The organism is Actinomadura gamaensis, assembly GCF_042652125.1.
GTDB lineage: Bacteria > Actinomycetota > Actinomycetes > Streptosporangiales > Streptosporangiaceae > Spirillospora > Spirillospora gamaensis.
This window is the reverse complement of the sequence record NZ_JBHSIT010000002.1, coordinates 590402-616828: the sequence shown is the minus strand read 5'-3', so window position 1 is coordinate 616828 and position 26427 is coordinate 590402. Positions and strand designations below refer to the sequence as shown.

General features: G+C 71.2%; 27 protein-coding genes. 14 read left to right on the top strand and 13 right to left on the bottom strand.

All coding sequences use genetic code 11. The features are described 5' to 3' along the window. Positions 1-107: 107 nt before the first annotated feature. Both ACFPCY_RS08635 and ACFPCY_RS08630 read right to left on the bottom strand, forming a co-directional pair. Positions 108-467 (bottom strand): hypothetical protein, encoded by a 360-nt coding sequence (locus tag ACFPCY_RS08635; protein WP_378253119.1) that lies wholly within the window; start codon positions 465-467, stop codon positions 108-110. A gap of 891 nt (positions 468-1358) precedes the next feature. Then, the gene (locus ACFPCY_RS08630; protein WP_371944114.1) at positions 1359-2051 is read right to left on the bottom strand and encodes a TetR/AcrR family transcriptional regulator; all 693 of its coding nucleotides are present in this window, start codon (positions 2049-2051) and stop codon (positions 1359-1361) included. A 78-nt stretch (positions 2052-2129) separates the two neighbouring features. Between ACFPCY_RS08630 and ACFPCY_RS08625 the strand changes: the two genes are divergently transcribed. From ACFPCY_RS08625 to ACFPCY_RS08615, 3 genes are read left to right on the top strand one after another with little or no spacing between them, the layout of a single operon-like run. Further along, positions 2130-3578 carry a DHA2 family efflux MFS transporter permease subunit gene (locus ACFPCY_RS08625; protein WP_378253118.1) on the top strand — a complete coding sequence of 483 codons (1449 nt, stop codon included), beginning with the start codon at positions 2130-2132 and terminating at the stop codon, positions 3576-3578. Beyond that, positions 3575-4384 carry an SDR family NAD(P)-dependent oxidoreductase gene (locus ACFPCY_RS08620; protein ID WP_378253117.1) on the top strand — a complete coding sequence of 270 codons (810 nt, stop codon included), beginning with the start codon at positions 3575-3577 and terminating at the stop codon, positions 4382-4384. The genes ACFPCY_RS08625 and ACFPCY_RS08620 overlap by 4 nt, the downstream gene beginning before the upstream one ends. A 24-nt stretch (positions 4385-4408) precedes the next feature. Next, positions 4409-5554, top strand: a complete 1146-nt coding sequence (locus ACFPCY_RS08615) for a GDSL-type esterase/lipase family protein (protein WP_378253116.1) — start codon at positions 4409-4411, stop codon at positions 5552-5554. A 143-nt stretch (positions 5555-5697) separates the two neighbouring features. Here the strand turns inward: ACFPCY_RS08615 and ACFPCY_RS08610 are convergent, their stop codons facing one another. The 3 genes from ACFPCY_RS08610 to ACFPCY_RS08600 form a co-directional block, all read right to left on the bottom strand. Beyond that, complete coding sequence (locus ACFPCY_RS08610; RefSeq protein WP_378253115.1) at positions 5698-6582, bottom strand: recombinase family protein; 885 nt, start codon at positions 6580-6582, stop codon at positions 5698-5700. 213 nt (positions 6583-6795) lie between these two features. Then, positions 6796-7365 (bottom strand): HEAT repeat domain-containing protein, encoded by a 570-nt coding sequence (locus ACFPCY_RS08605; RefSeq protein ID WP_378253114.1) that lies wholly within the window; start codon positions 7363-7365, stop codon positions 6796-6798. Positions 7366-7968: 603 nt separating this feature from the next. Beyond that, on the bottom strand, positions 7969-8922 hold the full coding sequence (locus ACFPCY_RS08600; RefSeq protein ID WP_378253113.1) for an SDR family oxidoreductase: 954 nt from the start codon (positions 8920-8922) through the stop codon (positions 7969-7971). A gap of 121 nt (positions 8923-9043) precedes the next feature. On the opposite strand from ACFPCY_RS08600, the gene ACFPCY_RS08595 reads away from it, so the two are divergent. From ACFPCY_RS08595 to ACFPCY_RS08580, 4 genes are all read left to right on the top strand, one after another. Continuing rightward, a complete protein-coding gene (locus tag ACFPCY_RS08595) occupies positions 9044-9634 on the top strand; it encodes a TetR family transcriptional regulator (protein ID WP_378253112.1) in 591 nt (196 codons plus the stop codon). Positions 9635-10060: 426 nt separating this feature from the next. Further along, on the top strand, positions 10061-10474 hold the full coding sequence (locus tag ACFPCY_RS08590) for a tyrosine-type recombinase/integrase (protein WP_378253111.1): 414 nt from the start codon (positions 10061-10063) through the stop codon (positions 10472-10474). 690 nt (positions 10475-11164) lie between these two features. Then, complete coding sequence (locus tag ACFPCY_RS08585) at positions 11165-11569, top strand: RidA family protein (protein WP_378253110.1); 405 nt, start codon at positions 11165-11167, stop codon at positions 11567-11569. 266 nt (positions 11570-11835) lie between these two features. Next, on the top strand, positions 11836-13935 hold the full coding sequence (locus tag ACFPCY_RS08580; protein ID WP_378253109.1) for a M28 family peptidase: 2100 nt from the start codon (positions 11836-11838) through the stop codon (positions 13933-13935). 106 nt (positions 13936-14041) lie between these two features. Here the strand turns inward: ACFPCY_RS08580 and ACFPCY_RS08575 are convergent, their stop codons facing one another. Continuing rightward, entirely contained in the window at positions 14042-14920 is an 879-nt protein-coding gene (locus ACFPCY_RS08575; protein WP_378253108.1) for an alpha/beta fold hydrolase, read from the bottom strand. Between the two features lie 65 nt (positions 14921-14985). Beyond that, positions 14986-15447: a nuclear transport factor 2 family protein gene (locus tag ACFPCY_RS08570; protein ID WP_378253107.1), complete on the bottom strand. Its 462-nt coding sequence runs from the start codon at positions 15445-15447 to the stop codon at positions 14986-14988. A gap of 87 nt (positions 15448-15534) precedes the next feature. On the opposite strand from ACFPCY_RS08570, the gene ACFPCY_RS08565 reads away from it, so the two are divergent. Beyond that, complete coding sequence (locus ACFPCY_RS08565; RefSeq protein WP_378253106.1) at positions 15535-16104, top strand: TetR/AcrR family transcriptional regulator; 570 nt, start codon at positions 15535-15537, stop codon at positions 16102-16104. A gap of 191 nt (positions 16105-16295) precedes the next feature. Here the strand turns inward: ACFPCY_RS08565 and ACFPCY_RS08560 are convergent, their stop codons facing one another. After that, on the bottom strand, positions 16296-16868 hold the full coding sequence (locus ACFPCY_RS08560) for an NADPH-dependent F420 reductase (RefSeq protein WP_378253105.1): 573 nt from the start codon (positions 16866-16868) through the stop codon (positions 16296-16298). Positions 16869-16991: 123 nt separating this feature from the next. On the opposite strand from ACFPCY_RS08560, the gene ACFPCY_RS08555 reads away from it, so the two are divergent. Continuing rightward, on the top strand, positions 16992-17483 hold the full coding sequence (locus ACFPCY_RS08555; protein ID WP_378253104.1) for a MarR family winged helix-turn-helix transcriptional regulator: 492 nt from the start codon (positions 16992-16994) through the stop codon (positions 17481-17483). 108 nt (positions 17484-17591) lie between these two features. Here the strand turns inward: ACFPCY_RS08555 and ACFPCY_RS08550 are convergent, their stop codons facing one another. Next, the gene (locus ACFPCY_RS08550) at positions 17592-18749 is read right to left on the bottom strand and encodes a serine hydrolase domain-containing protein (RefSeq protein ID WP_378253103.1); all 1158 of its coding nucleotides are present in this window, start codon (positions 18747-18749) and stop codon (positions 17592-17594) included. Between the two features lie 278 nt (positions 18750-19027). Here ACFPCY_RS08550 and ACFPCY_RS08545 point away from each other — a divergent pair, with 278 nt between their 5' ends. From ACFPCY_RS08545 to ACFPCY_RS08535, 3 genes are all read left to right on the top strand, one after another. Continuing rightward, positions 19028-19498 (top strand): Lrp/AsnC family transcriptional regulator, encoded by a 471-nt coding sequence (locus tag ACFPCY_RS08545; RefSeq protein WP_378253102.1) that lies wholly within the window; start codon positions 19028-19030, stop codon positions 19496-19498. 131 nt (positions 19499-19629) lie between these two features. Next, entirely contained in the window at positions 19630-20703 is a 1074-nt protein-coding gene (locus ACFPCY_RS08540) for a DMT family transporter (RefSeq protein WP_378253101.1), read from the top strand. 114 nt (positions 20704-20817) lie between these two features. Then, complete coding sequence (locus tag ACFPCY_RS08535) at positions 20818-21372, top strand: hypothetical protein (RefSeq protein WP_378253100.1); 555 nt, start codon at positions 20818-20820, stop codon at positions 21370-21372. 185 nt (positions 21373-21557) lie between these two features. Here the strand turns inward: ACFPCY_RS08535 and ACFPCY_RS08530 are convergent, their stop codons facing one another. After that, positions 21558-22199: a carbonic anhydrase gene (locus ACFPCY_RS08530; RefSeq protein ID WP_378253099.1), complete on the bottom strand. Its 642-nt coding sequence runs from the start codon at positions 22197-22199 to the stop codon at positions 21558-21560. A gap of 325 nt (positions 22200-22524) precedes the next feature. Between ACFPCY_RS08530 and ACFPCY_RS08525 the strand changes: the two genes are divergently transcribed. Both ACFPCY_RS08525 and ACFPCY_RS08520 read left to right on the top strand, forming a co-directional pair. Then, positions 22525-22875 (top strand): hypothetical protein, encoded by a 351-nt coding sequence (locus ACFPCY_RS08525; RefSeq protein ID WP_378253098.1) that lies wholly within the window; start codon positions 22525-22527, stop codon positions 22873-22875. Between the two features lie 156 nt (positions 22876-23031). Continuing rightward, positions 23032-24267: a coiled-coil domain-containing protein gene (locus ACFPCY_RS08520; protein ID WP_378253097.1), complete on the top strand. Its 1236-nt coding sequence runs from the start codon at positions 23032-23034 to the stop codon at positions 24265-24267. 7 nt (positions 24268-24274) lie between these two features. Here ACFPCY_RS08520 and ACFPCY_RS08515 read toward each other — a convergent pair whose 3' ends face one another. Genes ACFPCY_RS08515 through ACFPCY_RS08505 form a run of 3 tightly spaced genes read right to left on the bottom strand, consistent with a single transcriptional unit; the run spans position 24275 to position 26368 of the window. Next, positions 24275-25126 (bottom strand): NmrA family NAD(P)-binding protein, encoded by an 852-nt coding sequence (locus ACFPCY_RS08515; protein WP_378253096.1) that lies wholly within the window; start codon positions 25124-25126, stop codon positions 24275-24277. Beyond that, entirely contained in the window at positions 25123-25611 is a 489-nt protein-coding gene (locus ACFPCY_RS08510; RefSeq protein ID WP_378253095.1) for a nuclear transport factor 2 family protein, read from the bottom strand. Before ACFPCY_RS08510 ends, ACFPCY_RS08515 begins: the two co-directional genes overlap by 4 nt. A 40-nt stretch (positions 25612-25651) precedes the next feature. Next, entirely contained in the window at positions 25652-26368 is a 717-nt protein-coding gene (locus tag ACFPCY_RS08505) for a MerR family transcriptional regulator (RefSeq protein ID WP_378253094.1), read from the bottom strand. Positions 26369-26427: the final 59 nt, after the last annotated feature.

Below are 26427 nucleotides of genomic sequence, written 5' to 3'. Positions count from 1 at the left end.
GCTCCTTACTGGTCGAGGCTCTATCGGATCAGATGCAGGCGGACCGCCATGCGGGCTCCCCCACGTGCCACCGGGTCCGGGGCGGCGGCCGGCGGTAGGGCGCCGGGTCAGGCTGAGGACGAGTCCTGACAGGTGCAGCGCCGCGAGCACGGCGAGGGCCACCGGCACCGGCACGATGCCGGACAGACCCGCGACAGCGACCGGACCGATCCGCCACCCAGAGAGTTCATGAAGTTGAGCATGCCCTGTGCGGTGTCGCGTTCGTCCGCGGCGACCAGGTTTGGCACGAGGCCCACCAGTACCGCTTGGGCGCCGGCGAACCCGCACACGGTCAACGCCGTCCCGGCGACAACCCGGACCGGCCCGGTGAAGATCGCGACCACGAGCACGCCCGCTTCCAGAGAGCCCTCGCCCGTGGCCTGCGATGTCGGCCCGTTCACTCGCAGCACGTTCGGACGCTCGAGCATCGCGCTCACCGTCCCCGGCCAGCCGCGACAACGCAGGCCGAGCATCTTCCGCTGTGGGAACCGCGGTGCGGTGTCCCAACGGCGACGACCGGTCAGCAAGCAGCAGCTTTCGCCACATCAAGTGGTACGCCACCGGCAGCGCTTTCAAGGTGTCGCCGACCTGCTCAACGCCGTCGCCCCATAGCCGCGGTGTCGCGAAAGCCTCCACCAGCACCCTGGCCACCCCAGGCCGCAGGCACCTGGGGCGGTTGTAGCCCGCCGACCACCGCTGGTTGGCGCACCACCACTCCGTCGTGAACCAAACGTTTCGCGATTCTCGAAACTAGTTTTCACTTAAGCGGAACGCTAGCCTGCGCTCCATCTCGTGAGAATGAGAATGACCCTTATCATTCACTCAGCTGCCATGCCTCGCCCTGCACGGGTCTGGCCGCGCGGAGGAGGGGTAGGGCGCAGAACTCGGGGGGCCGTGAACCAACGTCCATAGGCCACCGATCTCGAAGATCCCTAAGCGGGTGTTGCGCTTCAGCGAGCGTGGTGCCGGCACTGCCGGGCCGTGCCCGACTGTCAGGCGTCCCCTTCCCGTTCGGGTTTCAGCGAAGGGCTGCGCGAGCTCGGAGACATCCCGCCGTCCCCGACCTCGGTGACCGGGGGGACGAGAAGAAGATGTAGGGCAGCTCAAACGACCGGGCGCTCGGGGCGCGCCTCACAGACACGCACATGCCGACCCGCGAGGAGGATCGGACCGGATTAGGCCTGTAGTCACCACGGCAGCTTGATGGGCACGGCTGGCCGTCATCTCGACCACTTGTTCACCGGGAGCCGTTGATCGCGTTCGACCGGCCCGAGTCCGACGGGTCCACGCACAGGCCGTGACGGCGTACCCGGCATGCCCTACTCCTCGACGGTGAGGGGGTGGCCGTCCGGATTGGCCACTTTGCGCATGTCGGTTCCCGCTTCGGTGGTTACCTGCGGACCGAAGATCTGCAGGAAGGCGTTGACGGCGGTGCGGGCCAGGTCGCTGAGTGTGGTGTCGTCGATCGGGCGGGTGCCCATCCGGGTGCGCGCTTCGAGCGGGCCGGTGAGCAGGGAGAGGAACTGCTCGGCGGCTAGGTCGGGGTCGGTGATGCGGAGCCGGCCGGCGAGTGCGAGGCGGGCGAGCCGGTCGGCCAGCGCCTGGGTGAGGCGGTGCGGCCCGCTCTCGGTGACGATCTCCAGGATGTCGGGGAAGTGGGTGATCTCCGAGTAGAGCAGGCGCCGCAGCGCGCAGGCGCGCTCGTCGGTGTGCAGCCGCAACAGCCGGTGCCCGACGTCGTGCAGGGTGGCGGGCAGGTCGCCGTCCGCGTCTTTGAGCGGGTCGAGGGCGGCGAGCCGCTCGTCCAGGACGTTCTGCGCCGCTGCCTGCATCGCGTGCCGGAAGAGGGTCGCCTTGTCGTTGAGGTGGTTGTAGACGGTGGGCTTGGCCACGCCCGCCTCGGCGGCCACCTCCTTGACGCATGCCTGGGCATAGCCGCGGCGGGCGAACACGGTGAACGCACCCTCGAGGATCGCCTGCCGCCGGTCGCCGCCTCCGCGTGTGGTCGCCATGCCTGGATTGTACCCACGGGTTCAGCTCCATGGACTCACGGGTTGTGAATGAACTCATTAGACCATTAACTTGAACCCATGAGTCCAATCAATGCGGATGACCGGCTGGACGCCCGGCTGCTGGCCACGATCGGCGTGGTCCTGCTCGGCGGGCTGCTGGGCATCCTGAACAGCTCCATGGCCGCTGTGGCGACCGGCACCCTGGCCGCCGAGCTCGACGCCTCGCTCAGCACGGTCGGCTGGGCCTCGACCGGATTCCTGCTCGCGGTCACCGCCACGATCCCGTTCACCACCTGGGCGGTCGACCGGTTCGGCGGCCGGCGGCTGTGGCTGCTGGGCCTGACGGTGTTCGCGGCCGGTGCCCTGACCGCGGGCCTGGCCTGGAATGTCGGCAGTCTGATCGCCTTCCGCACGCTGCAGGGCGTCGGCGCCGGCCTCCTGGATCCGCTGGTGCTGATCCTGCTCGCCCGCGCCGCCGGTCCCGCGCGGGCCGGACGCGTGATGGGGCTGATGGGCGTGGTGCTCTCGCTCGGCCCGGTGCTCGGCCCGATCGCCGGCGGCGCCCTCCTCGACGGCCTTTCCTGGCGCTGGATGTTCCTGCTCAGCGTGCCCGTCGGCCTCGCCGCCCTCGTGCTCGCGATGCGCGTCCTGCCCGCCGAATCCGCGGCCGATGGGCCGCGGGTCCGGCTGGACGTGCTCGGCCTGGCCCTGCTCGCCCCCGGATTCGCCGCCGTCGTCCTGGCGCTGTCGCAGTCGGCCGAGCAGTCGGCCGAGCAGTCGGCCTTCACCGCCTGGCAGGCGCTGCTCCCGCTGGTCGCCGGCGCCGTGCTGCTGGCCTGCTACACCGCGCACGCGCGGCGGGCCGGAACCGTCCCACCTCTGATCGACCTGCGGTTGTTCACCAGCCGCGGCTTCACCGCCAGCGTGGCGATCATGGGGCTCGGCGGGCTGGCCAACTTCGCCGCGCTGTTCGTCCTGCCGCTGTACTACCAGCAGGCTCACGGGCACGGCGTGCTCGCCGCCGCGCTGCTGATGGCGCCGGTCGGGCTCGGCGGCGCGATCTCGATGCCGCTGGCCGGACGGCTGTCGGACCGGATCGGCCCCCGCGGCCTTGCCGCCGCCGGCGCGGCACTGGCCCTGGCCGCCGCGCTGGCCTTCACCCGCGTCGGCGCCGGTACGGCAGAAGGGTGGCCGGTGGCGACCGCGCTCGCGCTCGGCCTGGGGATGGGGCTGTTCAGCGCCCCCACGATGGGGTCGCTGTACCGCAGCCTGCCCGGTCCGATGGTCGCCCAGGGCAGCTCGGTCCTCTACATGCTCAACCAGCTCGGCGCGGCGCTCGGCGTCGCCGTGGTCACCCTCATCCTGCAGACCTCCGCCGACCCGGTCACCGGGGTGCACGGCGTCTTCTGGCTCACCGCCGGCGTGCTCGCGGCCATCCTGGCCGCCGTTGCGCTGCTGCCCGGGCGCCCGGCCGTGCCCGCCGCCGCCCACCACCGGCCCGCCATGTCCGAAAGGACGACCCGATGAACCACTCCACGAACACCTCACCCAAGACGATCGTGATCACCGGCGGCACCGACGGGATGGGCCGCGCACTCGCCCGCACCCACCTGGACCGAGGCGACACCGTCATCGTCGTCGGACGCGACGCCGCCAAGGCCGCCGCCCTCCCCGGCGCCGAGTTCATCGCGGCGGACCTGAGCCTGGTCAGCGAGAACCTCCGGGTCCTGGAGCAGATCAACACCCGGCACCCGGCCGTGGACGCCCTGGTGCTGTGCGCCCGCTACTTCCGCTCGGAGCGCTTCGTCACCACCGAAGGGTTCGAGGGGACCTTCGCGCTGGAGTACCTGAGCCGGTTCCTGCTCAGCCACGGACTCAGCGAGCCCGGCGTCATCGTCAACGTGTCCGGCCCCGGCGTGCCGATGGGCCGCGTCCACTGGGACGACCTCATGCTCGAACACCACTACGACGGGGTCAACGCGCAGATGCAGGCCGGCCGGGCCAACGACCTGCTCGGCGTCGCCTACGCCGCCCGCCACGCCACCACGCGCACCCGGTACGTGCTCATCAACCCCGGCCCGGTCGCGACCGGCTTCGCCGGCCAGTACGACGCGGCCACCGCGGCCCACGTCGCCGCCCTCAAACGCAACGGCCGACCCGTCCAGGACGGCATCAAGCCGATCGCCGCCCGCATCGACACCCCGCCCACGGCACCGCTCAGCGCCTTCGTGCGCTTCGACCCGATCAGCCTCGACCACCCCTCCTTCGACCCCGACGCCGCCCACCGCCTCCACGACCTCACCCGCCACCTGCTGCGCCGACTGGAGAACTGACCCCATGACCTCCCAACTGACCCCATGACCTCCCACTGGACGGCGGCGTTCCGCTCCGCCCCCGTCAGCCCCCACGAACCGATGCCCCTCATCCACCCACCACGCGGCTTCCACGACCAGACCCTCCGCCAGGTCGTCCGCCTCAGCGGCACAGGGGCCCGGCTGCGGGTCCGGCTCGGCAACCTCTACGGCAAGGACCCCCTCACCATCGCCCGCATCCGGGTGGCGGCACACCGCAGCGCAGCGGCGATCGTGCCCGGCACCGACACCGCGGTCACCTTCGGCGGCGCACACCGGGTAACGATCCCGCCCGGCCAAGAAGCGATCAGCGACCCGGTCGACCTCACCACGACACCCGACACCGACCTGGTCCTCAGCAGCTACCACGCCGCCGCCACCGGACCGGCCGACTACCACCCGTTCGCCCTGCAGACCGGCTACCTCGGCCCCGGCGACGCCGTCTCTCACCCCGACCTGCCCGAGCCCGAGCCGGTGGAGTCACGGTTCTTCCTCACCGGCATCGACGTCCTCGGCCCGGCCGACCGGCCGGTGGTGGCCGCCTTCGGCGACTCCATCACCGACGGGGTGGGCACCACGCCCGGGACCCACCGCCGCTATCCCGACCTGCTCGCCCGCCGCCTCCACCCGGTCGGAGCCGCCGTGCTCAACCTCGGCATCGCCGGCAACCGGCTGCTCAGCGACGTCTTCGGCGAACGCGGCACCACCCGGTTCGACCGCGACGTGCTCACCGCCCCCGGGGTGACCCACGTCGTCGTCCAACTCGGCCTCAACGACATCGGCCTGCCCGGCATGCTGGACCAGCCCCCGCTCCGGGCCGCCGACCTCATCGCCGGACTGTCCGCACTCGCCACCCGCGCCCGCCGGCACGAGATCAGGCCCATCATCGCGACCGTCACCCCGTTCGCCGGCGCCGCCGCGGCCGGCCCCGGGTTCGACACCCCCCAAGCCCAGCACACACGCCGGCAACTCAACCAGTGGATCCGCACCAACGACGCCTACGAGGCGGTCGCCGACCTCGACCAGGCACTCCGCGATCCCACCGCACCCGCCGCCCTGCACCCCGACTACGACAGCGGCGACCACATCCACCCCAACGACGCCGGAGCACAGGCCATCGCCGAAACCGTCGCCGACGCACTCCCTGCCTGATCACCGCCCCCGAACCGGCGCCGCCGTCCACTCGGCCGGCGGCGCCCCGGCCGACAGCGCGCTGGTGGTGTGGATCGGCTCTTCCGCGGCGACCTGCGGGATCGCCTTCCGCTGAGCCTCGATGCGGATCCACGGAAGCCTGGTCAGCCGCGGGACCGGGCCGCGCTGGTGGCCATCGAAGAGACAGCCCGGCGTGCAACGGCCCCGCCCGACCGGATCGGACTCGCGCAGACCATCCTCGATGCACCAGCCGCTGCCGGATCGTGGCATTCGACAGGCCTGACCCCGAGTCGATCGACACGACACTGGCGCCGTCGCGGCTCGGCCTTGTGGGAGGGCTCCCGGGGACGTGACCGGCGATGTGCTCTCGTGTCGCTCCCACCGGGTCGACGCCCTCCCGCAACGGTCGAGCCGCGCGTCGAGCCTCGACTCTGCCCGGTGGGCGGCCCATGGACGATGCGGTGGACGGTGGAACGGCCGACGCTGTACTCAGTCGCCAGGTCCGCCAGCGACACCTCACCCTCGGTGTGGCGGCGGCGGATGGAGCGGCGCGCGGACTCGGGCAGTTTGGGCTGCTTGCCTTTAAGCTTGCCGTTCCTGCGGGCCGGCGCCATGCCCTCACGGGTGCGCAGGTGCCCCAGGTTCGCCTCGAATTCGGCAACCATCGCCAGGGTCTGCAGGAACAGCCGGCCGTACGGGTCGTTCCAGTCGTAGACCGATCCGCCCCGCCCGAACAGCACACCGCGGTCGGACAGGTCGGTGAGGATCTGGTTGGCCTCGGCCATGTTGCGGGCGAACCGGTCGAACTTGGTGACGGTGAACGCGCTTGCCGGCCACAGCGCAGCCAGGGCCTGGTCCAGACCGGCGCGGTTGCGGCGGGTGGTTCCGGAGAAGCCCCGGTCGATGTGGATCCGACCGGCCGGGACGCCGAGCGCGAGCAGCTGCTCGGTCTGGACCACGACGTCCTGCTCATCGGTGGAACAGCGGGCGTACCCGACCCGGACGGCACCGGGAGCCGTAGCGTTCACGCCCTCAAGTGTTCCGGATAGGGACCCTTCACCGGGACAGTTCGCGGAACACTCTTACAGAACACCCCGACCTGGGGCGCCGTCCCGGCCGGTGGGTGTTCCGGTGGGGGATCCCCAAACGGAACACCACCCCAAGATCATTCTCAGTGCTATCGGCTGTCCGCAGGTCCCTCAACCCCGAACTCCCACGGGAATTCATTCGTGCCGCTGGCGTCACTCATCACCGTAGAGGCGGATTCCCTCCAGCAAGGTTTTCGCGTTCTCCCTTACATGCGCCACAGGGTCGTTCTCGCTCCGTTCCCGCACAATTTCCACAAGGCCAGGAAGCGGAAGGTGCCCGATGGCGATAACGACAGCCTGACGTACGCCGGCGTCATCATCGTGAGCCACCGCACGGAACGCTTCGAGGAGCTCCTGGCTCTCCTCAAACGGCGCAGTGAGCGCTGCAGCATAGACCGAAATGAGTTTCTCATTTCGGTCGTTCGCCTGACGCAGGGACTCCAGCGCCTCCGGCAGGGACCAGAGTTTGCAGTCCTCGCGGATCTCTCGCTCGACAGCGCCGACATCCCTGCCCCACACCGTGAGATAGCGCATACCGATCGGCCGATCATCTACAAGATGGATCTCTGTCTGCTCATCCTGAGTCGTCCAGATGTCCACATAGCAGCCATTATTCTCGCGCTCAAGATCAACGAGCCGCCAGTTCCGCTCCCAGGCCACGAACTTCACGTCCGAGCGGCTGAACTCGCGCTTGAGGACGAACCGGTTCCGATTTACAGCCATCTTTTCTCAGTCCTTATTGAATCCGAAGAATGCACGGTCCACGTTGCCCTGATCCTTGATCACGGTCAGGCTCCCCGGGATCGAACAGGGCGGGCACGTTGGCCACGCTGGCTGCGGCGCTCGATCGCGGCCTCGACCTCGGCGTGCCCCCGTTCTGAGTCCGTCGTACCGGTGGGTCCACCGGGTGGTCACGTCCACGGCAGGTCCGACTCCTGCGGGCGCAGCGGGGCCAGCCGCCGCCGTCCAGGTGATCATCGCATTAGTCGGCGTTCTCGTTCAGACCTCGCTGCCGAGGACTTCGGCTCTGGCAGAAGTGGACCGGCATGGCGGTCTCGGCGGTGAAGGCCAGGTGGCCGGCCATCTCTCGCCCGCGGTCCCCGGTGACCGACGAACGCAGTACCCCGGGGGCTCACCAAGCATCACCACCGTCGGCCAATTCCAACGCGACGTCCAAAACGAGCTCACCGCCGAGGGCATCGCCGCCGCCGAGCCCCAAGGCCGCTACTCCTCCGCCTGCCCTCACTGGCTCCCAACGGGAAGCCGTCCGGTCGGCCTACACAGAACACGGCGCCTCGATCGCCGCACTCGCCCGCGCCCACAGCGTCAGCTGCGGACGTGGTGCGGGGCCCAGATCTGCTCGGCGCGTGCGCTGGCCTGCGGGGTGAAATAGTCGCCGGTCGCGAGGTCCTCGAGCAGGGTGGGGTGCTGCGGGCTCCAGCCGAGGAGTGCTCGGGTGTGGTCGCTGGAGACGGGGACGTCGAGGGAGAAGAAGGTGGCCAGGAACGGGTTGCCGAGGTGCTCGGCGGCCTGTGGGAGGGTCAGTGACCTGGTGGGGATCTGAAGGGTGCGTCCGATCTGCTCTGCGATGGCTCTGATCGTTACGGCGCTTTCGCCCGCCCCGTGCAGCACGCTGCCGGCCGGGGCGTTCTCGAGCGCGAGCCGGAACAGGCGTGCGGCGTCGAGGCGGTGGACGGCGGGCCAGCGGTTGGTGCCGTCGCCGATGTAGGCCGAGATGCCCGCCCGGCGTGCGGCCGCGATCAGGGCCGGGATGAACCCGTGGTCGCCCGGGCCGTGCACGGTCGGGGCCAGGCGTACGACGCCAGCGCGGACGCCGTGGTCGGCGAAGGCCAGGCAGGTCTGCTCGCCGGGGATGCGGAAGGCGGCGACCGAGTCGGGGTCCGGGGCGTCCTGCTCGGTGCTGAGGCGGCCGGGCTTGATCACCAGGGTGCCGGAGGTGCTCACCAACGGCTTGCCCGTTCCGGCCAGTGCCTGGCCGAGGGCGTCGATCGCGGCGCAGTCGCGGCGGATGAGCTCGTCGGTGTCGGCGAAGTTCCCGCCGAAGGCCAGGTGCACCACGCCGTCGGCGGCCGCCGCGCCGTCGTGCAGGCTCGCGAGATCGTCCAGGGAGCCGTGATGCGGTCTGGCGCCGAGTGCGGAGAGCCGGGCGGCGGCGGCCTCGGAGCGGGCGAGGCCGGTGACGGTGTGGCCGGCCGCGATGAGCTCGGCGACGACGGCGGGGCCGGTCTGCCCGGAACCGCCGGTCAGGAAGACGTGCATGGAAAACTCCCCTTTAGTGCCAGTGACTGGCGCTACTTAGCGCCAGTCAGTGACACTAAGGTAGTGCCAGTCACTGGCGCAACCGAGGTGGATCACGGATCCGGCGCGATAAGATCGCAAGGTGCCACGCACCGGAGAGGACGCGCGCCGCCGCCTTCAGCAGGCGGCTCTGGAGCTGTACCGGGAACACGGATTCGACAAGACCACCGCGGCGCAGATCGCCGCGCGAGCCGGACTGAACCCGCGCACGTTCTTCCGGCACTACGCCGACAAACGCGAGGTGCTCTTCGACGGCGAGGCCGACTTGCGCGCCGCGCTGGTGCGGGAGGTGGTCGAGGCGCCCGGGGGCCTGGCGCCGTTCGAGGTGCTGCGGACGGCGTTCCACAAGGCCGCCCGGATCCTTGAGGACAACCGTCCTTTCTCCGAACCGCGTCTGCAGATCATCGCCGCGACCCCGGCCCTGCGCGAACGCGAGCTGGCCAAGCACGCCTCGATCATCGAGGCCCTGACACAAGCGCTGCGCCGGCGCGGCCAGAGGCACCGGCTGGCGGCCCTGGCCGCCCAAACCGGTTGGGCGACCTTTCAAGCGGCGGCCGAGGCGTGGATCGAGGACCCGTCGCACAGCCTGCAGGAGCACCTGGACCAGGCCTTCGACGACCTGCACACTCTGTCCGCGGCCACACGACCGGTCATCACGTGCCCTGAAAGCTGACCCGGACCCACCCAGTGTCCAGGCCGGACCGCCGGTGGTGAGCAGCCGGGGGTGAGTGCGGAGCCGGCCGCTCTTCGGGGCGGAGGCGATGAGCGGCGGGCGGGTCCAGCCGCTCTCTGCTGGGAAACCCGATCGGTCAGTCGGTCCGCGCCCGCTGACCCGTAAGATCCGCTCTCACCTACAGCACGGCTCGCCACCCCCTGTGACCTGGTCATTCCCGAGTGAAAGGCCGACCGCCACACTGGCCCAGACCCGGCGTGTCCTGCCCCAGCGGGACCCGTCGGTGCGTCATCGCCGAGCTGCACCGCACCACCACCCACCACGCCGGCGGCACACCCACGCACAGCGCGCCCCCGGCCGTGCCGCGCCGGACGCCGAGGATGCGGCATCATCGGACACCGTGACCGCGTCCCAATCACGCCTCTCATGACCATCCCGACACCGACCGCAGGCCAGCCCGATCCCCGCCCCGGCCCGCTCAGCGGCTCGGCCCGTGAGGCTGACGACGTTGAGGTCGGCGGGCGGGACGACGAGCAGGCGGTACTGGAGCCCACGGCGATGCTTCGGCCCGGCCAGCCCACGACCGCGCCTCCGCCGCACGCCTCGGCCGCCGCGGTACTGCGCCGCGCCGCCCGCGCCGCCGGCGTCGATCCCACGAAACTGACCTCGCACGTCATCCGCGCCACCGCCGTCACCGCCCTCCGCACCGCAGGAGTGCCCTGGGAACAGATCCAGGACCTGGTCGGGCACGCCGTCGCCGCCACCACCAAACGCTACGACCGCTCCGACGTCGACCTGGACGATCACACCGCGCACCGCCTCAGTGACCTACTGACCTGACATCGTCAATCTGCCGCCGGGAAGGACGCGACGTCGACGACGGTGGGCGCGCTCGAGGACGGTGCGGCGATCCGGGAGACCGGGACGGCCTCGGCGCGACACCCCCCACGCGCTCGCCGCGCTGCTGCACGACCTCGGCCCCCGCCCGGCGGTGCTGGATGCGACCGCGGGAGATCACTGCGGCCGGCCTTCCTCTTCCTCTAGCTGGGTGAGGGCGGCTTCGAGGACGGCCTGCCACTGCGGCGCCGGTGTCCGGCCCTACGTTTCCGAGGCCGAGCGCCGAGCGGCGCGCCCCGGCCCGCGGGCGAGTTCCTCTGAAGTCGTTGGACGTGCTGGGCCTGGAGCAGCCGGTGGACGTGCTTGCGTGGCCGGACGAACCTCGCGAGGCCGGTACGGCTCGGAGAAGATCCGGCTGCACCTGGCCGGGCGCAGCGCGACCAGGTGCGCCGGCCTCGGCCGCCCTGGGAACCGCCCGGCTGGGGGCGGGGCCTTCAGCGGCTCTCGCGATGCCGGGTCCAGGGTGAACCGCGCGGTACGGCGCCATCGCCTCGCACGCGACCTGGGATAACGCGTGCCTTCGCCGGTCTCGCAGAACCGGTCGGGCATGGGGAGCCGAGTCGTCGCCGGCCAGGTCGCGGGTCACGGAAATTGAGTTGCCGTCTGCTGGGACGGGCCTGCCAGACTCGCCGCATGACGGAGAAGATCACTCGTATCAATCCCAAGGGGCTCCATGAGACTCCCGGTTACCACCACATCACCGTCGTGGAGGCGGGGCGTACTGCGCATCTGGCAGGGCAGTGTCCGATCGATCCGAATGGTGACGTGGTAGGTGCCGGAGACCTCGACGCGCAGATCGACCAGGTGGTGGCCAACTCGATGACGGCCCTCGGTGCCGTGGGGGCCGGGCCGGAGGATGTCATCCGGTCGGTGATCTATGTGGTGTCGAACGAGCAGAAGATGTTGGGCCAAGCCTGGGCCAGGTTGGCCGATTCGCCCTTGAAGGAGGCGTTCACCACCGCGAGCACCCTGCTGGGAGTCGCGCAGCTGGGGTTCGCGGATCAGCTCATCGAGATCGACCTCACCGTGGCCCTTTGAGATTCGGCCCCCCGCACGGCCATGTGCGGCATCGAACCTGGTGGCGAGGCCGTCGGGGGGACGAATGACCCGCGAACCTGCTCGGGCGACATGTAAGGCATAGGTTCCCAGGACGGCGCCGGTCGCGGCGCGGCGGACGCATCGGGGACCTCATGCTTACCGATGGCCGCCTTCTGGCCAGAAGCGGCGAAACGCGCATAGAGGTCTTTCAGGTAGCGCACACCTATCCAGACGCACTCGCGTCATGAGTCCCTGGAGGTAGTGCTGTGCTCCGTTCTCGATTACTCGTCCTGCCGGCGGTCGCCGCGGTCGCGGTGACCACCGCGGCTCCGGGGGCCGCGGCGCCCGCACCCGGCGGCGCGATCCCCGGCTTCACCGCAGCGCACTCGAAGTGGCAGCAGCGCTACGAGCGGCTGTTCGGGGCCACGCCGTCGGGTGCCGTCGCGAAGGGGCTGGACGCCGACCTGTCGGCCGAACCGGCGCTGGTCGGGACCGACGGCCTCCGCCGCCGGACGGAGAAGATCGTCCGGTACCTGCGGTCGTACGGGCTGCGGCCCGAGGTGAAGACCTACTACGAGTACATGTCCGAGCCCAAGAGCGTGCAGGTGGAGATGACGGCGCCCGAGCACCGGACGCTGCCGGTCAAGGAGCGGCCGCAGCCCTGGCAGCGGAACTTCGACGAGGTCGTCGTCGGCTACAGCGCGCTGTCCCCGGCCGGGCGGGTGACCGCGCCCGTCGTGTACGCCAACTACGGCCGGGACGAGGACTACAAGGTCCTCGCCGCGAACGGCGTCTCGGTCAAGGGCAAGATCGTGCTCGTCCGGTACGGCGGGGTGTTCCGCGGCGTCAAGACCCGGCAGGCGTACCTGCACGGCGCGAAGGGCCTGCTCATCTACTCCGACCCCGCCGACGACGGGTTCAGCCTGGGCAAGGTCTATCCCGAGGGCCCCTGGCGCGCGCCCGACGGCATCCAGCGCGGCAGCGTCGGGCAGATCATGTTCTACAGCGGGGACCCGCTCACGCCGGGCCGGCCCGCCACCAGGAACGCCAAGCGGCTGCCGCCGTCGCAGGCGGCGGAACTGCCCAAGGGACCACCGACGACACCGATCTCCTACGGCGCGGCCGAGCCGCTGCTGCGGAACCTGACCGGCAAGCCCGTCCCCAAGGAGTGGCAGGGCGGACTGCCCTTCACCTACCGGTTCGGCCCGGGCGGCACCGAGGCGCATCTCGACCTGGACATCAAGTACTCGGTCAAACCGGTCTATGACGTGGTGGTGCGCATCCCCGGGAGCAGGCATCCGGAGCAGGAGGTCATCGTCGGCGGACACCACGACTCGTGGACGTACGGCAGCGACGACAACCTCACCGGCACCGAGAACGTGCTGCAGATCGGGCGCGGGCTGGCGCAGATGCTGCGGAAGGGCTGGCGGCCGGACCGCACCATCGTGCTCGCCACCTGGGACGGCGAGGAGTACGGCCTCTACGGCTCCACCGAGTACGCCGAGGAGCGCGCCGCGCGGCTCCGCAACGCGGTCGCCTACATCAACATGGACGTCTCCGCCGGCCAGTACTTCGTGCCGGTGGCGCCGCCCGCGACGGACCAGCTGATCGTGGACGCCGCGAAGGAGGTGACCTGGCCGGGCACCGGCGGCTCGCTGTACGAGGCGTGGAAGCGGCAGAACAACGGGACCACGCCGTTCCTGCGGGTCGGCGGCGGCTCGGACTACCAGGCGTTCTTCCACCACTACGGCGTCCCCGTGATGAATTTGAGCGCGGCCTCCCCCGCGCACAACGCCAACTACCACTGCACCTGCGACGACCACTACTGGATGTCGAAGTTCGGCGACCCCACCTGGCAGTACCACGTGGCCATGACGCAGCTGTCCGGCATCCTCGCGCTGCGGCTGGCCAACGCGGACGTCATCCCGCTCGAATACCGTCCGTACGCCGCGCAGGTCGCCGGTTACCTCGACGACTTCACCAAGCGGCAACGGGACGTCCTGGGCAAGGTCGTCGTCGACGTCCAACGGGACGTCGTGCAGGCGCAGGCATGGCAGCGTGCGGCGCAGTCCCTGGCCGACCGCGCTGAGCAGGCCCTCCAGCGCGGTGACCACGCCGCGTTCCGGCAGCTCAACACCAAGATCATGCAGGCCGAACGGGACCTGCTGACGTCCGCCGGACTGCCCGGCCGTCCCTGGCACCGCCACCAGATCTACGCGCCCGCGATGGACACCGGCTACGGCCCCCAGGCGCTTCCCGGCCTCAACGACGCGCTGTTCCTGAACAGCGATCCCCGAACCGCCGGGCGGTACGAGGCCCTGCTGTTCAGCAGCCTGCAAGCCGCCACCCGCACCTTGACTCCCTGACGCCGTCCGCCTTCTCGGGAGGGTCTGAAAGCGGGCCCTCCCGAGAAGGCTCATGAGCCCGTCTTTAACGGCGGCGGTGGTCGGTCTCCGGTGCGGAGGCCGGTGCTCAGGCGGTGGGGACGTTGCGGGCGAGGAAGTCGCGGATGAGGGCGGCGATCTCGGCGCCGTGGGTGGCGAGGGCGAAGTGGCCGGCGTCCAGCAGGTGGATCTCGGCGCCGGGCAGGTCGCGGGCGAACGCCTTGGCGCCGTCCGGACCGAAGATCTCGTCGTTCCGGCCCCAGGCGACCAGGACGGGCGGCCGGTGGGTGCGGAAGTACTCCTGGAAGGCGGGGTAGCCGTCGAGGTTGAACTGGTAGTCCCAGAAAAGCTGGAGCTGGATCTCGGCGTTGCCCGGACGGTCCAGGTAGGCCTGGTCCAGAACCCAGGCGTCGGGGTTGACGCGTTCGAGCAGGTCGGCGGGCACGCCGTGGGTGTGCTGCCAGCGCGTCGCCTCGGCGGTCAGCAGTTCGCGGACGGCCGGTTCGTGCGCGGCGCGGTCCTTGGCGTGGGCGAACAGCACGTTCCAGAACGGGGTGAAGCCCTCCATGTAGGCGTTGCCGCTCTGGCTGACGACGGCGGTGACCCGGTCGGGATTCCGGGACGCGATGCGCAGTCCGATCGGGGCGCCGTAGTCCTGGATGTAGAGCGCGAACCGGTCGAGGCCAAGGGTGTCGAGCAGTTCCAGGGTGATCTCGGTGAGCTTTTCGAAGCTGTAGTCGAATTCTTCGACCGACGGCATCGCCGATTGGCCGAAGCCGATGTGGTCGGGTGCGATCAGGTGGTAGGTGTCGGCCAGGTCGGCGATGAGGTCCCGGTACATGGCCGAGCTGCTGGGGAAGCCGTGCAGGAGGACGAGCGTGGGATTGGCCGGGTCACCGGCCTCCCGGTAGAACACGGACAGTCCCTGGATCTCCACGGTGGCGTGGCGAATCGGCTGGACGGACATTCGACTTCTCCTGTCAATGATGGAAATGAGCGGCCCGGGTTTTCGGGGCGTCTTGCCGGCGTGCGCTACCTGAGCGGGATGTCGATCCCGTGTTCGTCCTCGGGCCGGGCCCCGCGGATGCGCCGTTCGGCTTCGGTGATGGCGACGTCGTTGATGCTCGCCTCGCGGCGACTCATCAGGCCGTGTTCGTCGAATTCCCAGAGCTCGTTGCCGTAGCTGCGCCACCACTGCCCATCGGCGTCGTGCCACTCGTACTGGAACGGGACGGCGATCCGGTTCTCGTGGAAGGCCCACAGGCTCTTACGCAGCGCGTAATCCAGTTCGCGCTCCCATTTGCGCGTCAGGAAAGCGACGATCTCTTCGCGGCCGTTGACGAAGGTGTCCCGGTTCCGCCATCGCGAGTCCGGCGTGTAGGCCGATGCGACGCGTCGGGGGTCACGGGTGTTCCAGGCGTCCTCGGCCGCCTGGACCTTCTGCCGAGCCGTCTCCGGGGTGAACGGCGGGTACGGCGGGCGATCTGCGGGCATGGCGGCTCCTCACGTTGAGAACGTACGTTCTCTACCGGCGGGTCGCTACGCTAGAGAACCACCGTTCTCACTGTCAAGGAGGCGCGGATGCCCGCTCCGATCACCGAGGAGCAGACCCGGGCGGACCGCGAGGCCCTGCTCGACGCCGCGGAGAGGCTCTTCTACGAGCGGGGGATCCAGGCCGTCGGCATGGACGACGTCCGCGCGGCCTCCGGCCTGCCGCTCAAGCGGATCTACCGGATCTTCGCCGCCAAGGAGGACCTCGTCATCGCGGTGCTCAGGCGGCGCGACCGGCGCTGGAGGGCGAGCCTGTCCGCCCACGTGGAGCAGGTCGCCGATCCGCGCGAGCGGGTCCTGGCGGTCTTCGACTGGCTCGCGGCCTGGTTCGCCGAGCCGGGATTCCGCGGCTGCGCCTGGATCAACGCCCACGGCGAACTCGGTCCGTCGTCCCCTGCGGTCCTCGCCGAGGTCCGGTCGCACAAGCAGGCCTTCCACGACCAGATCGCCGCCTGGGTCCGGGACGCCGGATCGGCGGCGGCCGAACCGGTCTGCCTGCTCGCCGAAGGAGCCATCGTGACCGCGGGCATCACCGGCGACCCCGCCCCCGCCCGCCACGCGCGCACGGCCGTCGCGAGCCTCCTCGCATCATCATCGTGACCTGCGGTCCCGGCGACGGCCGCTAGGGCATCGCGCTCGGCGAGCACTCAGGACTTCAACGACGCGCGGACGACCTTGGTGAGGTCCGGAGTTCCGGCGTCCACCGGCGCCGGACCCTGAACGCCTGCGGCGAGATCCGGTCGCGCGGCCCAATGACCGCCGGACGGGATCTCGCCGTGCAGATCGGATCGTCAGGCCCGCGTCAGCGTGAGGCCGATGCCCGCCCCCATTCCCTTGCCGTAGGCGAGCTGGATCAGCAGTTCCACGGTCGGCTCCAGGTAGCGGGCGTTGGCCAGCGGGCCGGCGTCCACGGCGTCGAAGCCGAGCTGGGCGCCCAGCTCCAGGACGGTCTTCTTGGCGTCCTCGTCGTCGGAGGCGACCGGCAGGAACAGGCCGGGGGTGTCCAGGATGGCGGCGAACACGGTGTTGAAGGCCTTGACCACCCGGGCGCCGGGCAGGGCGGCGGCGACCTGCTCCCCCGCCGAGGTGGTGTGCCCGATCGTCAGCGACATGAAGTCGGCCGCCAGCGGGTTGGTCGCGTCGATGACGACCTTGTCCCGCAGGGCGGTCCTGACCTCGGCGTCCAACCGGGCGACGGCGGGGAACGGCACGGCCAGGACGGCGACCTCGGCGTCGGCGACCTGCGCCGCGACCTGTCCTGCGGCGGTGGACGAGTTGGCGGTGGTGACCGCGTGGCCGGCCGCGGTCAGACGGCGCGCCAGCGCGGAGCCGACGTTGCCCTCGCCGATGATGCTGATCTTCATGGATGGCCCTTTCCGGGAGGTGAGGCGGCCGTACGAGAGATGCGTCGAATTCGACGCATCCGGCCGACGGGGGTGATCGTACGTTTGCGTCGAATTCGACGCAACTCCCGGTAGGCTTGCCCCATGAGCGAACCGCGGTGGCTGAACGAGACCCAGATGCGCGCCTGGACCGGCTTCCTGGAAACGTCCGGCCTGATCCAGCGGCACGTGGAACGGCAGCTCCGCGAGGACGCCGGGCTCACCCTGATCCAGTACGAGATCCTGCACTGGGCCAACGAGCGCGCCCCCGAGCGCCGGTGCATCACCGAGCTGGCCGACCTGATGATCACCTCGCGCAGCGGCCTGAGCTACCAGGTGGCCCAGCTGGAGAAGGCCGGGCTGCTCCGCCGCGAGACCGACACGAGCGACGAACGCAGGGCCATGGTCGTCATCACCGAGGACGGCCGGCGGCTCCTGGAGAAGACCGCGCCCGGACACGTGGAGGCCGTCCGCGACGGCCTGATCGACCTCCTGACCGACGAGCAGATCGCCCAGCTCGCCGACATGATGGACAGCGTGCGCACCCGGCTGCGTCCGCGCGTCCTGCCGACCGCCTCCCGCAAGAGGATCACCTGAGCAGCACGCCGACGCCCGGTCTCATCGTCGCCGCCGGTGCGCCCAGCACCAGGTCGGTTACTTGGGCGCAGAGATCACCTCTTGGCGACGGGTGCTGATCGGTTGCGGCTACCCGCGGTTGAGGGCGTGGTAAGCCGCCTTGACGATGGCGCCGAAACGCTCGTCCCCCGTGGTCTTGAACCGGCCGCCGAACTTCATGTGGCTCATCATGTACGCCACCACCAGACGGTTGTCGCAGTCGGCGGTGACCATGTGACCGCCGGCGCCGCCCCAGTAGCACGTCCGGGCGCCGGTGAACGGGGAGCCTCCGTAGCCCAGCGCCCAGCCCATGCCGAACTTCACCGGTGTCCGCAGGAGCAGGTCGACGCCATCGATCTGCTGATCGAAGATCGCCTGAACCCCCTTCTCCGACAGCAGCCTCACGCCGCCTACCTCACCACCGCAGGCGATCACCGATTGGACGGTGGCGACCGAGCGGGCGTTGCCATGGCCGTTACCCGCCGGGATCTCCGCCGCCCGCCAGGCCCGGGTGGACACCGTCCGCGACGGATCGGCCAGCACGTTCGGCTTGCCGAAAACCTTGTCCGACATCTCCTGCAACTCGGGCGGCACCGCCAGGCCCTCGAGGTTGAAGACGTCGGCCACCCGGTCATCGTCGGCGGCGGGCAGCCCGATATGGAAGTCGGCGCCCAGCGGGCCGGCCACCCGCTCGGCGAAGAAGGACCCCGGGCTCTGCCCGGTGATCCGCCGGACCACCTCACCCACCAGGTAGCCCTGGGTGAGGGCGTGGTAGCCCGACACGCTGCCCGGTTCCCACCACGGCCGCTGCGCGGCCAGCGGGCCGGTGCATCGGTCCCAGTCGTACAGGTCCCCGGGAGACTTCAGCGGTTCGTCCCAGCCCGGCAGCCCGGCGGTATGCGACAGCAGATGCCGCACCTCCACCGCGTCCTTGCCGGCCGCGGCGAACTGCGGCCAGTACCTGGCCACAGGCGCATGGAGGTCCAGTTCGCCCTGGTCGGCGAGGATGATCGCGCACAGATTGGTCATGGTCTTACTGATCGACCAGACATTGGTGAGGGTGTCGCGCTCCCAGGCCCGGTCCTGCGCCTGGTCGGCGTACCCACCCCAGAGGTCCACGACCGGCTCCCCGTCCAGGAACACCGCCGCCGACGCCCCGCCGGCATCCCCGGCCACCACCGCCTCGAACGCGTCCCGGACCTCGGTGAACCGCTCGTCACACCGACCGCCGATCTCGGTGGCCGACATCGGCACCAGTCCCCTCATTCCGATCCGAACCATCAACCCCACAGGTGATGAACCGAAGTCGGGATAAGGAAACAGACATCCCAGGCCAAAGATCGCAAACATTCCGTGACGCCGGCCAGTCACCCTGCCCCAGCCCGGCGATGAGCGGGGCGATCCGACCCGGCCGACGAGAAACGAGGACGTCGAACCAGGAGTCGAAGAATGTTCGGCGAAAGGCGGGCTGTGGCCGGATAAGCTGCGAAACGTTCGTCGTCGTCGGGTGGGAAGAGGGTGGAGTCGTGGACGCGGTGGACCAGGCGATCCTGCGGCGCCTGCAGCAGGACGGGCGGCAGACCAACCGCGACCTGGCCGAGGCGGTGGGGATCGCGCCCTCGACCGCGCTGGAGCGCACGCGGGCGCTGCGGGCGCGGGGCGTGATCACCGGCGTGCACGCGGCGGTGGATCCGGCGGCGCTGGGACGGAGCGTGCAGGCGCTGGTGGGGATACGGATCAGGCCGCAGTCGCGGGAGACCATCGAGTCGGTGCGCGACAGCGTGGCCCGGATGCCCGAGACGCTGGGCGTGTTCGTCGTGACCGGCAACGAGGACATCCTCATCCACCTGGCCGTGCCCGACACCCCGTACCTGCGCGACTTCGTGCTCGATCACCTGGCGCGGCGCAAGGAGATCGTGGACGTGCGGACGACGGTCGTCTACGAGCATCTCAGGCCGGTCGAGCAGTCCGAACTTCCGAAGCATCCTCGGGCTTGACGCCGAATATCCTTCGTTCCCGGACGGCCTGTGGTGGTGGCGTCCGAAGTTTCGACGGGCGGACGCGCTCGGGGCGAACGAATGACGGCTGGGCGGGAATCCGTCCGTAGAAATGCCTAGCGTCCTCGGCCATGGGACAACGACGATTCGGGACGTTGCAGGTGCTGGGCGCCGCAGCGCTGTGGGGCACCACCGGGCCGGTGCAGGTGATGGCGGATCTGCGGGTGGCGCCCGCAGCCGTCGGCGCGGTGCGGATCCTGACCGGGGGCCTGGTGCTGCTGGCCTGGACGGCGGCGCGGCGCAGGTCCTGGCGAGGGATGCTCCCGCAGGGTGCGGCATGGCCGCTGCTCGCGGCGGCCGGAGCGACCGGGGCGTTCCAGGCGGCCTACTTCACAGCGGTGTCGCGGACCGGAGCGGCGCTGGCGACCGCGATCGTGTTCGGCCTGGCCCCGATCGCGACCGGTCTGTGCTCGCGCCTGATCGACCGGTCCCCCCTGAAGCTCGGCTGGGCGGCCGGGACGCTCTGCGCCGTCGCCGGGTGCGGCCTGCTGCTCGCACCGGACCGGACGGACGGCGGCGCCGACGCGCTGGGAGTCGTCCTGTCGGTCGTCGCCGGCGTCTGCTACGCCGTCTACACCGTCGCGGCCAAGCGGCTCACCGACAGCGGCGAGAACATGGTGACGGCCGTGGCGGTCACGCTGTTCGTCGGCGGACTGTTCCTGACGCCGTGGCTGGCCGTGGCCGGGCCCGGCCTGTTCACCGGACGCGCCCTGATGACGGTCGCCTGGCTCGGCCCTGTGACCACGGCGCTGGCGTACATGCTGTTCGTAGGGGGCCTGCGCACCGTGAGCGCGGCCACCGCGGGCACGCTCAGCCTCGCCGAACCCCTGGTCGCCGCCGTCCTGGCGGTCGGGCTGCTCCACGAGCGCCTGAGCGTCACCGCCCTGGCCGGATGCGCTCTGCTCGCCGCGGGCCTGGCCATCACCTCGCTGCGCCCCGTCCGGGCCTATCATCTTCTGACCGCCAGGTGCCGGGATGAGTCCGTCGCGGTTCAGGAGGTGACCTCGGATGGCCTCCCCCTCCCCCTCCCCCACCGCCGCCGGTGGCCGCCGCGGCCGGGCGCGGGCGATCGTCCAGAAGATCGTGCTCGGCCTGGTCTGTCTCGTCCCGCCGCAGGTGGCACTGTACGGATTCCGCCACGGTGATCCCTGGTACGTGACCCTGCCCGTCATCGCCGCGGTCATTTTCGTCGGCAGCACGCTCTACCAGGCGCTTGACCGGCGGCCCGACGCCTCCGACCGCCGAGAGGACGCGGATCGATGACGTCGCGCACGGTCGCGGTCTTCACGGTCCCCGGCTCCGTGCTCGTCCTCGCCGCTGTGCTGGCGGTGGCCGTCCAGCGACCCGGCGTTGGAGCCTGGCTGGCCGTCCCGGGAGCCGTCGCCGCGAGCGCGGCCATGGCCACCGCTCTGCTGTGCTGGTTCGCCGACACCAGAGCGAGCGCGGGAGAACGGCCGCCGATCAGCGGCGAGCGGGCGCTGGCCGCCGTGGTGGGCTCGGCGCTGCTCGGAATCGCCGTCTACGCGGCGCTGCGAGCCGTCGTTCCCACTACGGTGCTGCTGGCCGGCCTGGAAGGCGGAAGCATCATCGCCTCGGGACGGTCGGTGAAGATCTGCCGCTCCGCCTCAGCCCGCTCCGGCCCCGTCGCCACGGGCGTCCTCGCCGGCCTGCTGGCGCCCTTCCTGGTCGTAGGCGGGATCGTCCTACTGATCGCGCGGGTGAGCCGGGCCGTCCTGAACCGGGTGCGTTCCCTCCGGAGCGAGGACGCTGTTCAGGCGGTGCGGCTGCGCTTGCCCAGGCGTCGCCGACGGTGATCGAGGCTGAGCCCTCGGCCGAGGCGCTGTCACCAGGGGATGTCTGATACAAGCGCCTGGCCCTGCTTACCGTCTGCCAAGGTGTCGAGACGGCGCGTCGGTGTGGTTATCGGGAGTTTGCGGGCGTGCGGGGACGCCCCCGTGCTCCTCGGCGGTGGTGCGGAGGAGCACAGGGGCGCCGGGGGTCAGAGGGCGGGGGTGGGGGTTCTGGTCAGGCCGCGGGCGGCGACCAGTTGGGCGGTGCCGTCGGACAGGCGGTAGGCCAGGCCGACCACGGCCACGCGGCCCGCGGCGACCTGGTCGGCCAGGACGTGGGAGCGGTCCAGCAGGAGGTCGACGGTGGTGCGGATGTGGTGGTGGAGGATCTCTTCGGGCTGGTGCCGTCCGGCCGCGCGCGCCGCCAGCACGCTGGGCGTGACGCGTTCGACGATGTCCCGGACGAAGCCGACCGGAGTGCTGCCGCCGTCGACGACCTCGCGCGCGGCGGCGACGGCTCCACAGGAGTCGTGCCCGAGGACGACGACCAGCGGGCAGTCCAGCACGCTCACTCCGTACTCGATGCTGCCGAGCACCTCGGTGCCGAACACGTGCCCGGCGGTGCGCACGACGAACAGGTCCCCCAGCCCGCGGTCGAAGATGATCTCGGCGGCGAGGCGGGAGTCGGAGCAGCCGAACAGGACCGCGAAGGGGCTCTGGCCCGGCGCGACCGCGGTCCGGCGCGTGGCGTCCTGGTTGGGGTGCTCGGGGGAGCCGTCCACGAACCGCTGGTTCCCCGCCAGCAGCAACTCGAAGGCTTCGTCGGGACTGGGACGCAGATCAGTGGTCATGCCCGAACAGTACGGCCGGACGCCGCGAAGGCGCAGCCCGGGCCGCCGCCGGGACACCAGAGGGTTCGTGTTCGGATAGGGACGTCGGCCTGATGAGCCAGGCCGAGGACACGCGGTGGCGGCCCCGGCCGTCCGCCCGGCGGGGAAAGGGGCCGCACCGAGGGCCGCCGATGGTCGGCCCGCAGACCGGTCACATTTGGGCGCGGCCCGCCGCGTGTGCTACTCCGGGTAGGAACAGGCGCGGTTCACCAGATCGGCCAAGAGGCGAGTCGTTGCTCGACCGGGAGGAACTGTGAGCTCGTCAGCGGTACCGATTCGGATCCGGGTGGATCAGTTGCTGGCCTATGCCGTCATCAGCGTCGAGGGCACGGTGGAGCTCGACAGCCGCGAGGCTCTGCTGACCCGGCTTCCGGAGGCGCTGGCGCTGACGGACGCGGCACTGATCCTCAACATGGAGAACGCCACCTTCCGCGACATCAGCGGGCTGTACGCGTTCACGTGCCTGGTCCAAGAGGCCCACCAGGGCGCGCTGCCGCTGCTGGCGACCGGCCTGCGCCTGCCCGGCCACATGTCCCTGCCGTCACAGGCGAGCGCGGACCTCCTGCTCCATCCCGATCTCCCGTCCGCGCTGTCGTGGCTGGAGACCGGGCGGCCGAGCCCTCTGACGGCCTCCTAGCCGACCGTCACGGACGTAGTCGCAGGTCGGTGCTGGTTGCGGTTCGTGGCGTGAACCAGGTTGGACGCCTCGCTCTTCCATGTGGCACTGCGACGGCGTCCGGTGTTTCGGGAGCGGCGAAACTCGTTCCGAGTTTCGTTGGGCTACGGTTCTGGCATGGGTGAGGCGCGGGACGGCGTGGTCCTTGAGAGTCCGGCGGAGGGCGAGGCACCGCACGGACGGTGCAGGGTCTGCCGGCGGCCGTTGCCGGAGCCCGCGCGGCGCAGTGACGGCAAGGGCAAGGGCGGACGGCGGCGGCTGTACTGTCCCCCGCCCGCCACCTGCAAGGAGCAGGCCGCGGCGGAGCGGGAGACGCGGCTCGCCTCCGCGATCGCCGATCCGCTGGCTCTGGTGGTCGCGGTCGCCGAGGAGTCCGCTCCGGCGATGAGCGAGCTCGCCACCAGCCTCAACGCGGTGCTGGAGGCGCTGGGGAGCATCGAGCGGCACGCCCGGCAGGAGGTGCTCGGCGCGCGCGAGGAGGTGGCCGAGGCGGGACGGCGGGTGGCCGCCGCCGAGGAGCAGGCCGCCGAGGCCGAGGAGCGGGCCGTCCGGGCGGAGGCGCGTGCCACTGAGGCGGATGCCGCGCGGCGGGCCGCGGAAGACGAGGCGCGCGGCGCGCGGGAGCAGGCGGCGCAGGAGCGGCGGCAGGCGGCGGAGACCGTCGCGGCCCACCAGCAGGCGCGGGACGCCGCGGAGCGGACGGCGCAGTTGGCCAAGCAGGCCGAAGCGTCACTGGCCGAGCGGCTCGAAGCCGCCAGCGCGCAGCTGGACGAGGAGCGGGCGGCGCGGCAGCGGCTTCAGGCCGAGCTCACCGCCGGCCAGGCCGAACTGGCCACCGTGCGCGCCGAGGCGAAGGCCGCCGCGGACACCGCCGAGCGGGTCGGACGGGACGCGGCCGAACGGGTCGCCCGCGCGGAGCAGCAGGCGGCGCGGCTGGTCGCGGCGGCCGAGCAGCGGGCCGGTGAGCTGGTGGCGGCGGCCGAACGGGCCACGGCGGTCGAATCCGGCCGGGCCGAGCGGGCGGAACGGGACGCCGAGCGGTTGCGGGAGCGCCTCGCCGTCCAGCAGGAGACGGCCGACGAGGTGCGGCAGCAACTGCATCGGCTCCAGGCTCGGCTGGAGGTGCTCGGCGCCGAGCGAGACGCCGCGCGCGCCGACGCCGACCGGCTGCGCGAACGCGCGGTGGCCGCGGAGATCCGCGCCCAGAACTTGCAGGAGCAACTGGACGGTCCGCAGGCCGGAAGCGTGGACGGTCCGCAGGCCGGAAGCGTGGACGGTCCGCGGGTCGGCGGCGTGGACGGTCCGCGGGCCGGGCGCGTGGACGGGCCGCAGGTCGAGGCCGTGCCGGAGTGAGGCGCGATCAGGGGTGCGGGAACGCTTCGGCGTGGGCCGTCGCCCACTGCTCGAAGCTGCGCGGTGCGCGGCCGGTGAGGTTGCGGATGGTGTTGTTGATGTGGGAGTCGTCCAGCGCCCCGGCGGCGTAGAAGTCGAAGAACGCGTCGACGTACTCGGCCGGCATCTCCTGCGCCATCTCGGCGCGGGCCTCGTCGTCCGGCTGGGGCTCGAAGCGCAGGTCGCGGCCGAGGACCTGCGCCAGGATGCGCAGCCGGTCGGCGGGCCGCAGGGCCTCCGGGCCGGTCAGGCGGTGGACGAGCCCTCCCTGGCCGTCCTCCAGCAGGGCGAGCGTCGCGACGGCCGCGATGTCGGACGGGTCGACGCACGCGACCGCCACGTCCGCGAACGGCGCGCGGACGACGTCGCCGGCGGCCAGTTGCGGGACCCACTCCAGCGCGTTGGACATGAAGCCGCTCGGGCGCAGGATCGTCCACTCCAGCCCGGACGCGCGCACGAGGGTCTCGGACTCGACCATGGAGCGGGTCACGGCGTTCGTCAGGTCGCCCGATCCGGCGGACGGTCCCGACAGGAGCACGACGCGTTCGACTCCGGCGACGGCGGCCTCGGCCAGCAGCTCGGCCGTGTGGCCGAAGCCGGGCAGCAGGAACAGGCCGTTCGCCTGCCGGAGCACGGTCGCGAAGCACGTGGGGTCGTCCAGGTCGCCGGTCACGCATTCGACGTCCGCGGGGAGGACGTTCGGGATGTCCGGCGTGTCGGACGTGTCCCGGACCAGGGCGCGGACTCTCGCGCCCGCCGCGGACAGCGCCCTGGCGACCTCGCCGCCGACGTTCCCGGTCGCGCCCGTCACCAGGATCATGCGCCCGCCCCCGCCGTTTCCTTCGTCTTCGCCGCGGCCTCGGCGGCGAGGGACATGAGGTGCTGGTTGCCGTCCGCCCAGGTCGCGGTCATGGTGAGGGCGTTGATCCGCCAGCCGTCCGCGGTCCGGACGAGGCCGAAGCGGTAGGTGCCGCCGAGCGTCCACAGCGGGGAGCCGTGCGGGTTCGCCAGCCGGTGGACGGCCTGGAAGTTGGCGGTGCAGACGGCGGTGTCGCCTTCCACGGTGACCAGGTGGCCCGCGATCAGGTGCTGCGTCGCGTCGAAGCCGCCGAGGACGCCGCGCCAGCCGCCGACGATCTGCGCCGGGGTGAGGTCGGCCGGTTCGCCGCCGTTGAGACTCGTGTAGTCGAGGATGACGCGGTCGGCGAACAGACCTTGCAGCAGGTCCCATTCGCGGCGGTCGGCGTGCCAGCCCATCCGGGTGCAGATGTCGGCGACGTCCAGTCTGTCGGCTGTCGGGGTCACGATCGCGTCCTTGTCTGGTGACGGTGCTCGGTCTGCACTTCTACCGGGACGGGCCGCCCCGATCAACGTCCTGCGCGGCGAGGACGGCGCTGAGGGCGGCGGCGCCGTCCAGCAGGGCCCTCGCGCGGTCCGTAACGTCCGTGTTCCGGGCGGCGAGGGCGGATGCGACGTCCGCCAGGCGGCGGCCGCGGCGCAACTCGGGCATCAGGTCGCGGAGCGGGCCGACGCGGTATCCGGCGGCGCGCAGTTGCCGCACGATCCGCGCGTCCCGGACCTGGGACGGGCTGTACCGGCGGGCGCCGCGCGCGGTGGCACGGTCGGGGACGACCAGGCCCTCGGCGTCCCAGTGCCGCAGGGTCGAGGGGCGGACGCCGAGCGCGGCGGCCAGTTCGGACACGCTCATCGCGTCCGAAGGGCGGACGTCCGCGATCGGTTCGCCGGAGATCGCCCGGACGGCGGCCTCGGCCTCGCGCAGGGCGGCGCGCTCGGCGTCGAGTTGCGCGTGCGCGGCGTCCAGCAGGGCCAGCATCCGGTCCGGCGTCGGGAGGTGGACGGCCCGGACGATCTCCTTGGCCTCGACCGGCCCGACGGCGGCGGCGAGCGCGCGGTACGCCAGCGCGGATCGCACGTGGATCTCGCCGTAGCACCGGTAGCCGGAGGGCGTGCGCGCCGCCGGGGGCAGCACGCCGTCGCGTTCGAGGTTGCGGATCTGCTGGACGGAGTAGCCCGCCCGTTCCGCGACGGCGCTGGTGCGCATCGCCGGCGAGTTGAGACTTGGCACGCTGCTGGCTCCCGGTTTCCCTGTCAAGTCTCCAT

Excerpts from the sequence above, each read along its gene's own strand:
- ACFPCY_RS08635 (WP_378253119.1), bottom strand. The coding sequence starts at position 467 with ATGCTCGAGCGTCCGAACGTGCTGCGAGTGAACGGGCCGACATCGCAG.
- ACFPCY_RS08630 (WP_371944114.1), bottom strand. The coding sequence starts at position 2,051 with ATGGCGACCACACGCGGAGGCGGCGACCGGCGGCAGGCGATCCTCGAG.
- ACFPCY_RS08625 (WP_378253118.1), top strand. The coding sequence starts at position 2,130 with ATGAGTCCAATCAATGCGGATGACCGGCTGGACGCCCGGCTGCTGGCC.
- ACFPCY_RS08620 (WP_378253117.1), top strand. The coding sequence starts at position 3,575 with ATGAACCACTCCACGAACACCTCACCCAAGACGATCGTGATCACCGGC.
- ACFPCY_RS08615 (WP_378253116.1), top strand. The coding sequence starts at position 4,409 with ATGACCTCCCACTGGACGGCGGCGTTCCGCTCCGCCCCCGTCAGCCCC.
- ACFPCY_RS08605 (WP_378253114.1), bottom strand. The coding sequence starts at position 7,365 with ATGGCTGTAAATCGGAACCGGTTCGTCCTCAAGCGCGAGTTCAGCCGC.
- ACFPCY_RS08600 (WP_378253113.1), bottom strand. The coding sequence starts at position 8,922 with ATGCACGTCTTCCTGACCGGCGGTTCCGGGCAGACCGGCCCCGCCGTC.
- ACFPCY_RS08590 (WP_378253111.1), top strand. The coding sequence starts at position 10,061 with ATGACCATCCCGACACCGACCGCAGGCCAGCCCGATCCCCGCCCCGGC.
- ACFPCY_RS08585 (WP_378253110.1), top strand. The coding sequence starts at position 11,165 with ATGACGGAGAAGATCACTCGTATCAATCCCAAGGGGCTCCATGAGACT.
- ACFPCY_RS08575 (WP_378253108.1), bottom strand. The coding sequence starts at position 14,920 with ATGTCCGTCCAGCCGATTCGCCACGCCACCGTGGAGATCCAGGGACTG.
- ACFPCY_RS08570 (WP_378253107.1), bottom strand. The coding sequence starts at position 15,447 with ATGCCCGCAGATCGCCCGCCGTACCCGCCGTTCACCCCGGAGACGGCT.
- ACFPCY_RS08565 (WP_378253106.1), top strand. The coding sequence starts at position 15,535 with ATGCCCGCTCCGATCACCGAGGAGCAGACCCGGGCGGACCGCGAGGCC.
- ACFPCY_RS08560 (WP_378253105.1), bottom strand. The coding sequence starts at position 16,868 with ATGAAGATCAGCATCATCGGCGAGGGCAACGTCGGCTCCGCGCTGGCG.
- ACFPCY_RS08555 (WP_378253104.1), top strand. The coding sequence starts at position 16,992 with ATGAGCGAACCGCGGTGGCTGAACGAGACCCAGATGCGCGCCTGGACC.
- ACFPCY_RS08550 (WP_378253103.1), bottom strand. The coding sequence starts at position 18,749 with ATGTCGGCCACCGAGATCGGCGGTCGGTGTGACGAGCGGTTCACCGAG.
- ACFPCY_RS08540 (WP_378253101.1), top strand. The coding sequence starts at position 19,630 with ATGGGACAACGACGATTCGGGACGTTGCAGGTGCTGGGCGCCGCAGCG.
- ACFPCY_RS08535 (WP_378253100.1), top strand. The coding sequence starts at position 20,818 with ATGACGTCGCGCACGGTCGCGGTCTTCACGGTCCCCGGCTCCGTGCTC.
- ACFPCY_RS08530 (WP_378253099.1), bottom strand. The coding sequence starts at position 22,199 with ATGACCACTGATCTGCGTCCCAGTCCCGACGAAGCCTTCGAGTTGCTG.
- ACFPCY_RS08520 (WP_378253097.1), top strand. The coding sequence starts at position 23,032 with ATGGGTGAGGCGCGGGACGGCGTGGTCCTTGAGAGTCCGGCGGAGGGC.
- ACFPCY_RS08515 (WP_378253096.1), bottom strand. The coding sequence starts at position 25,126 with ATGATCCTGGTGACGGGCGCGACCGGGAACGTCGGCGGCGAGGTCGCC.
- ACFPCY_RS08505 (WP_378253094.1), bottom strand. The coding sequence starts at position 26,368 with ATGCGCACCAGCGCCGTCGCGGAACGGGCGGGCTACTCCGTCCAGCAG.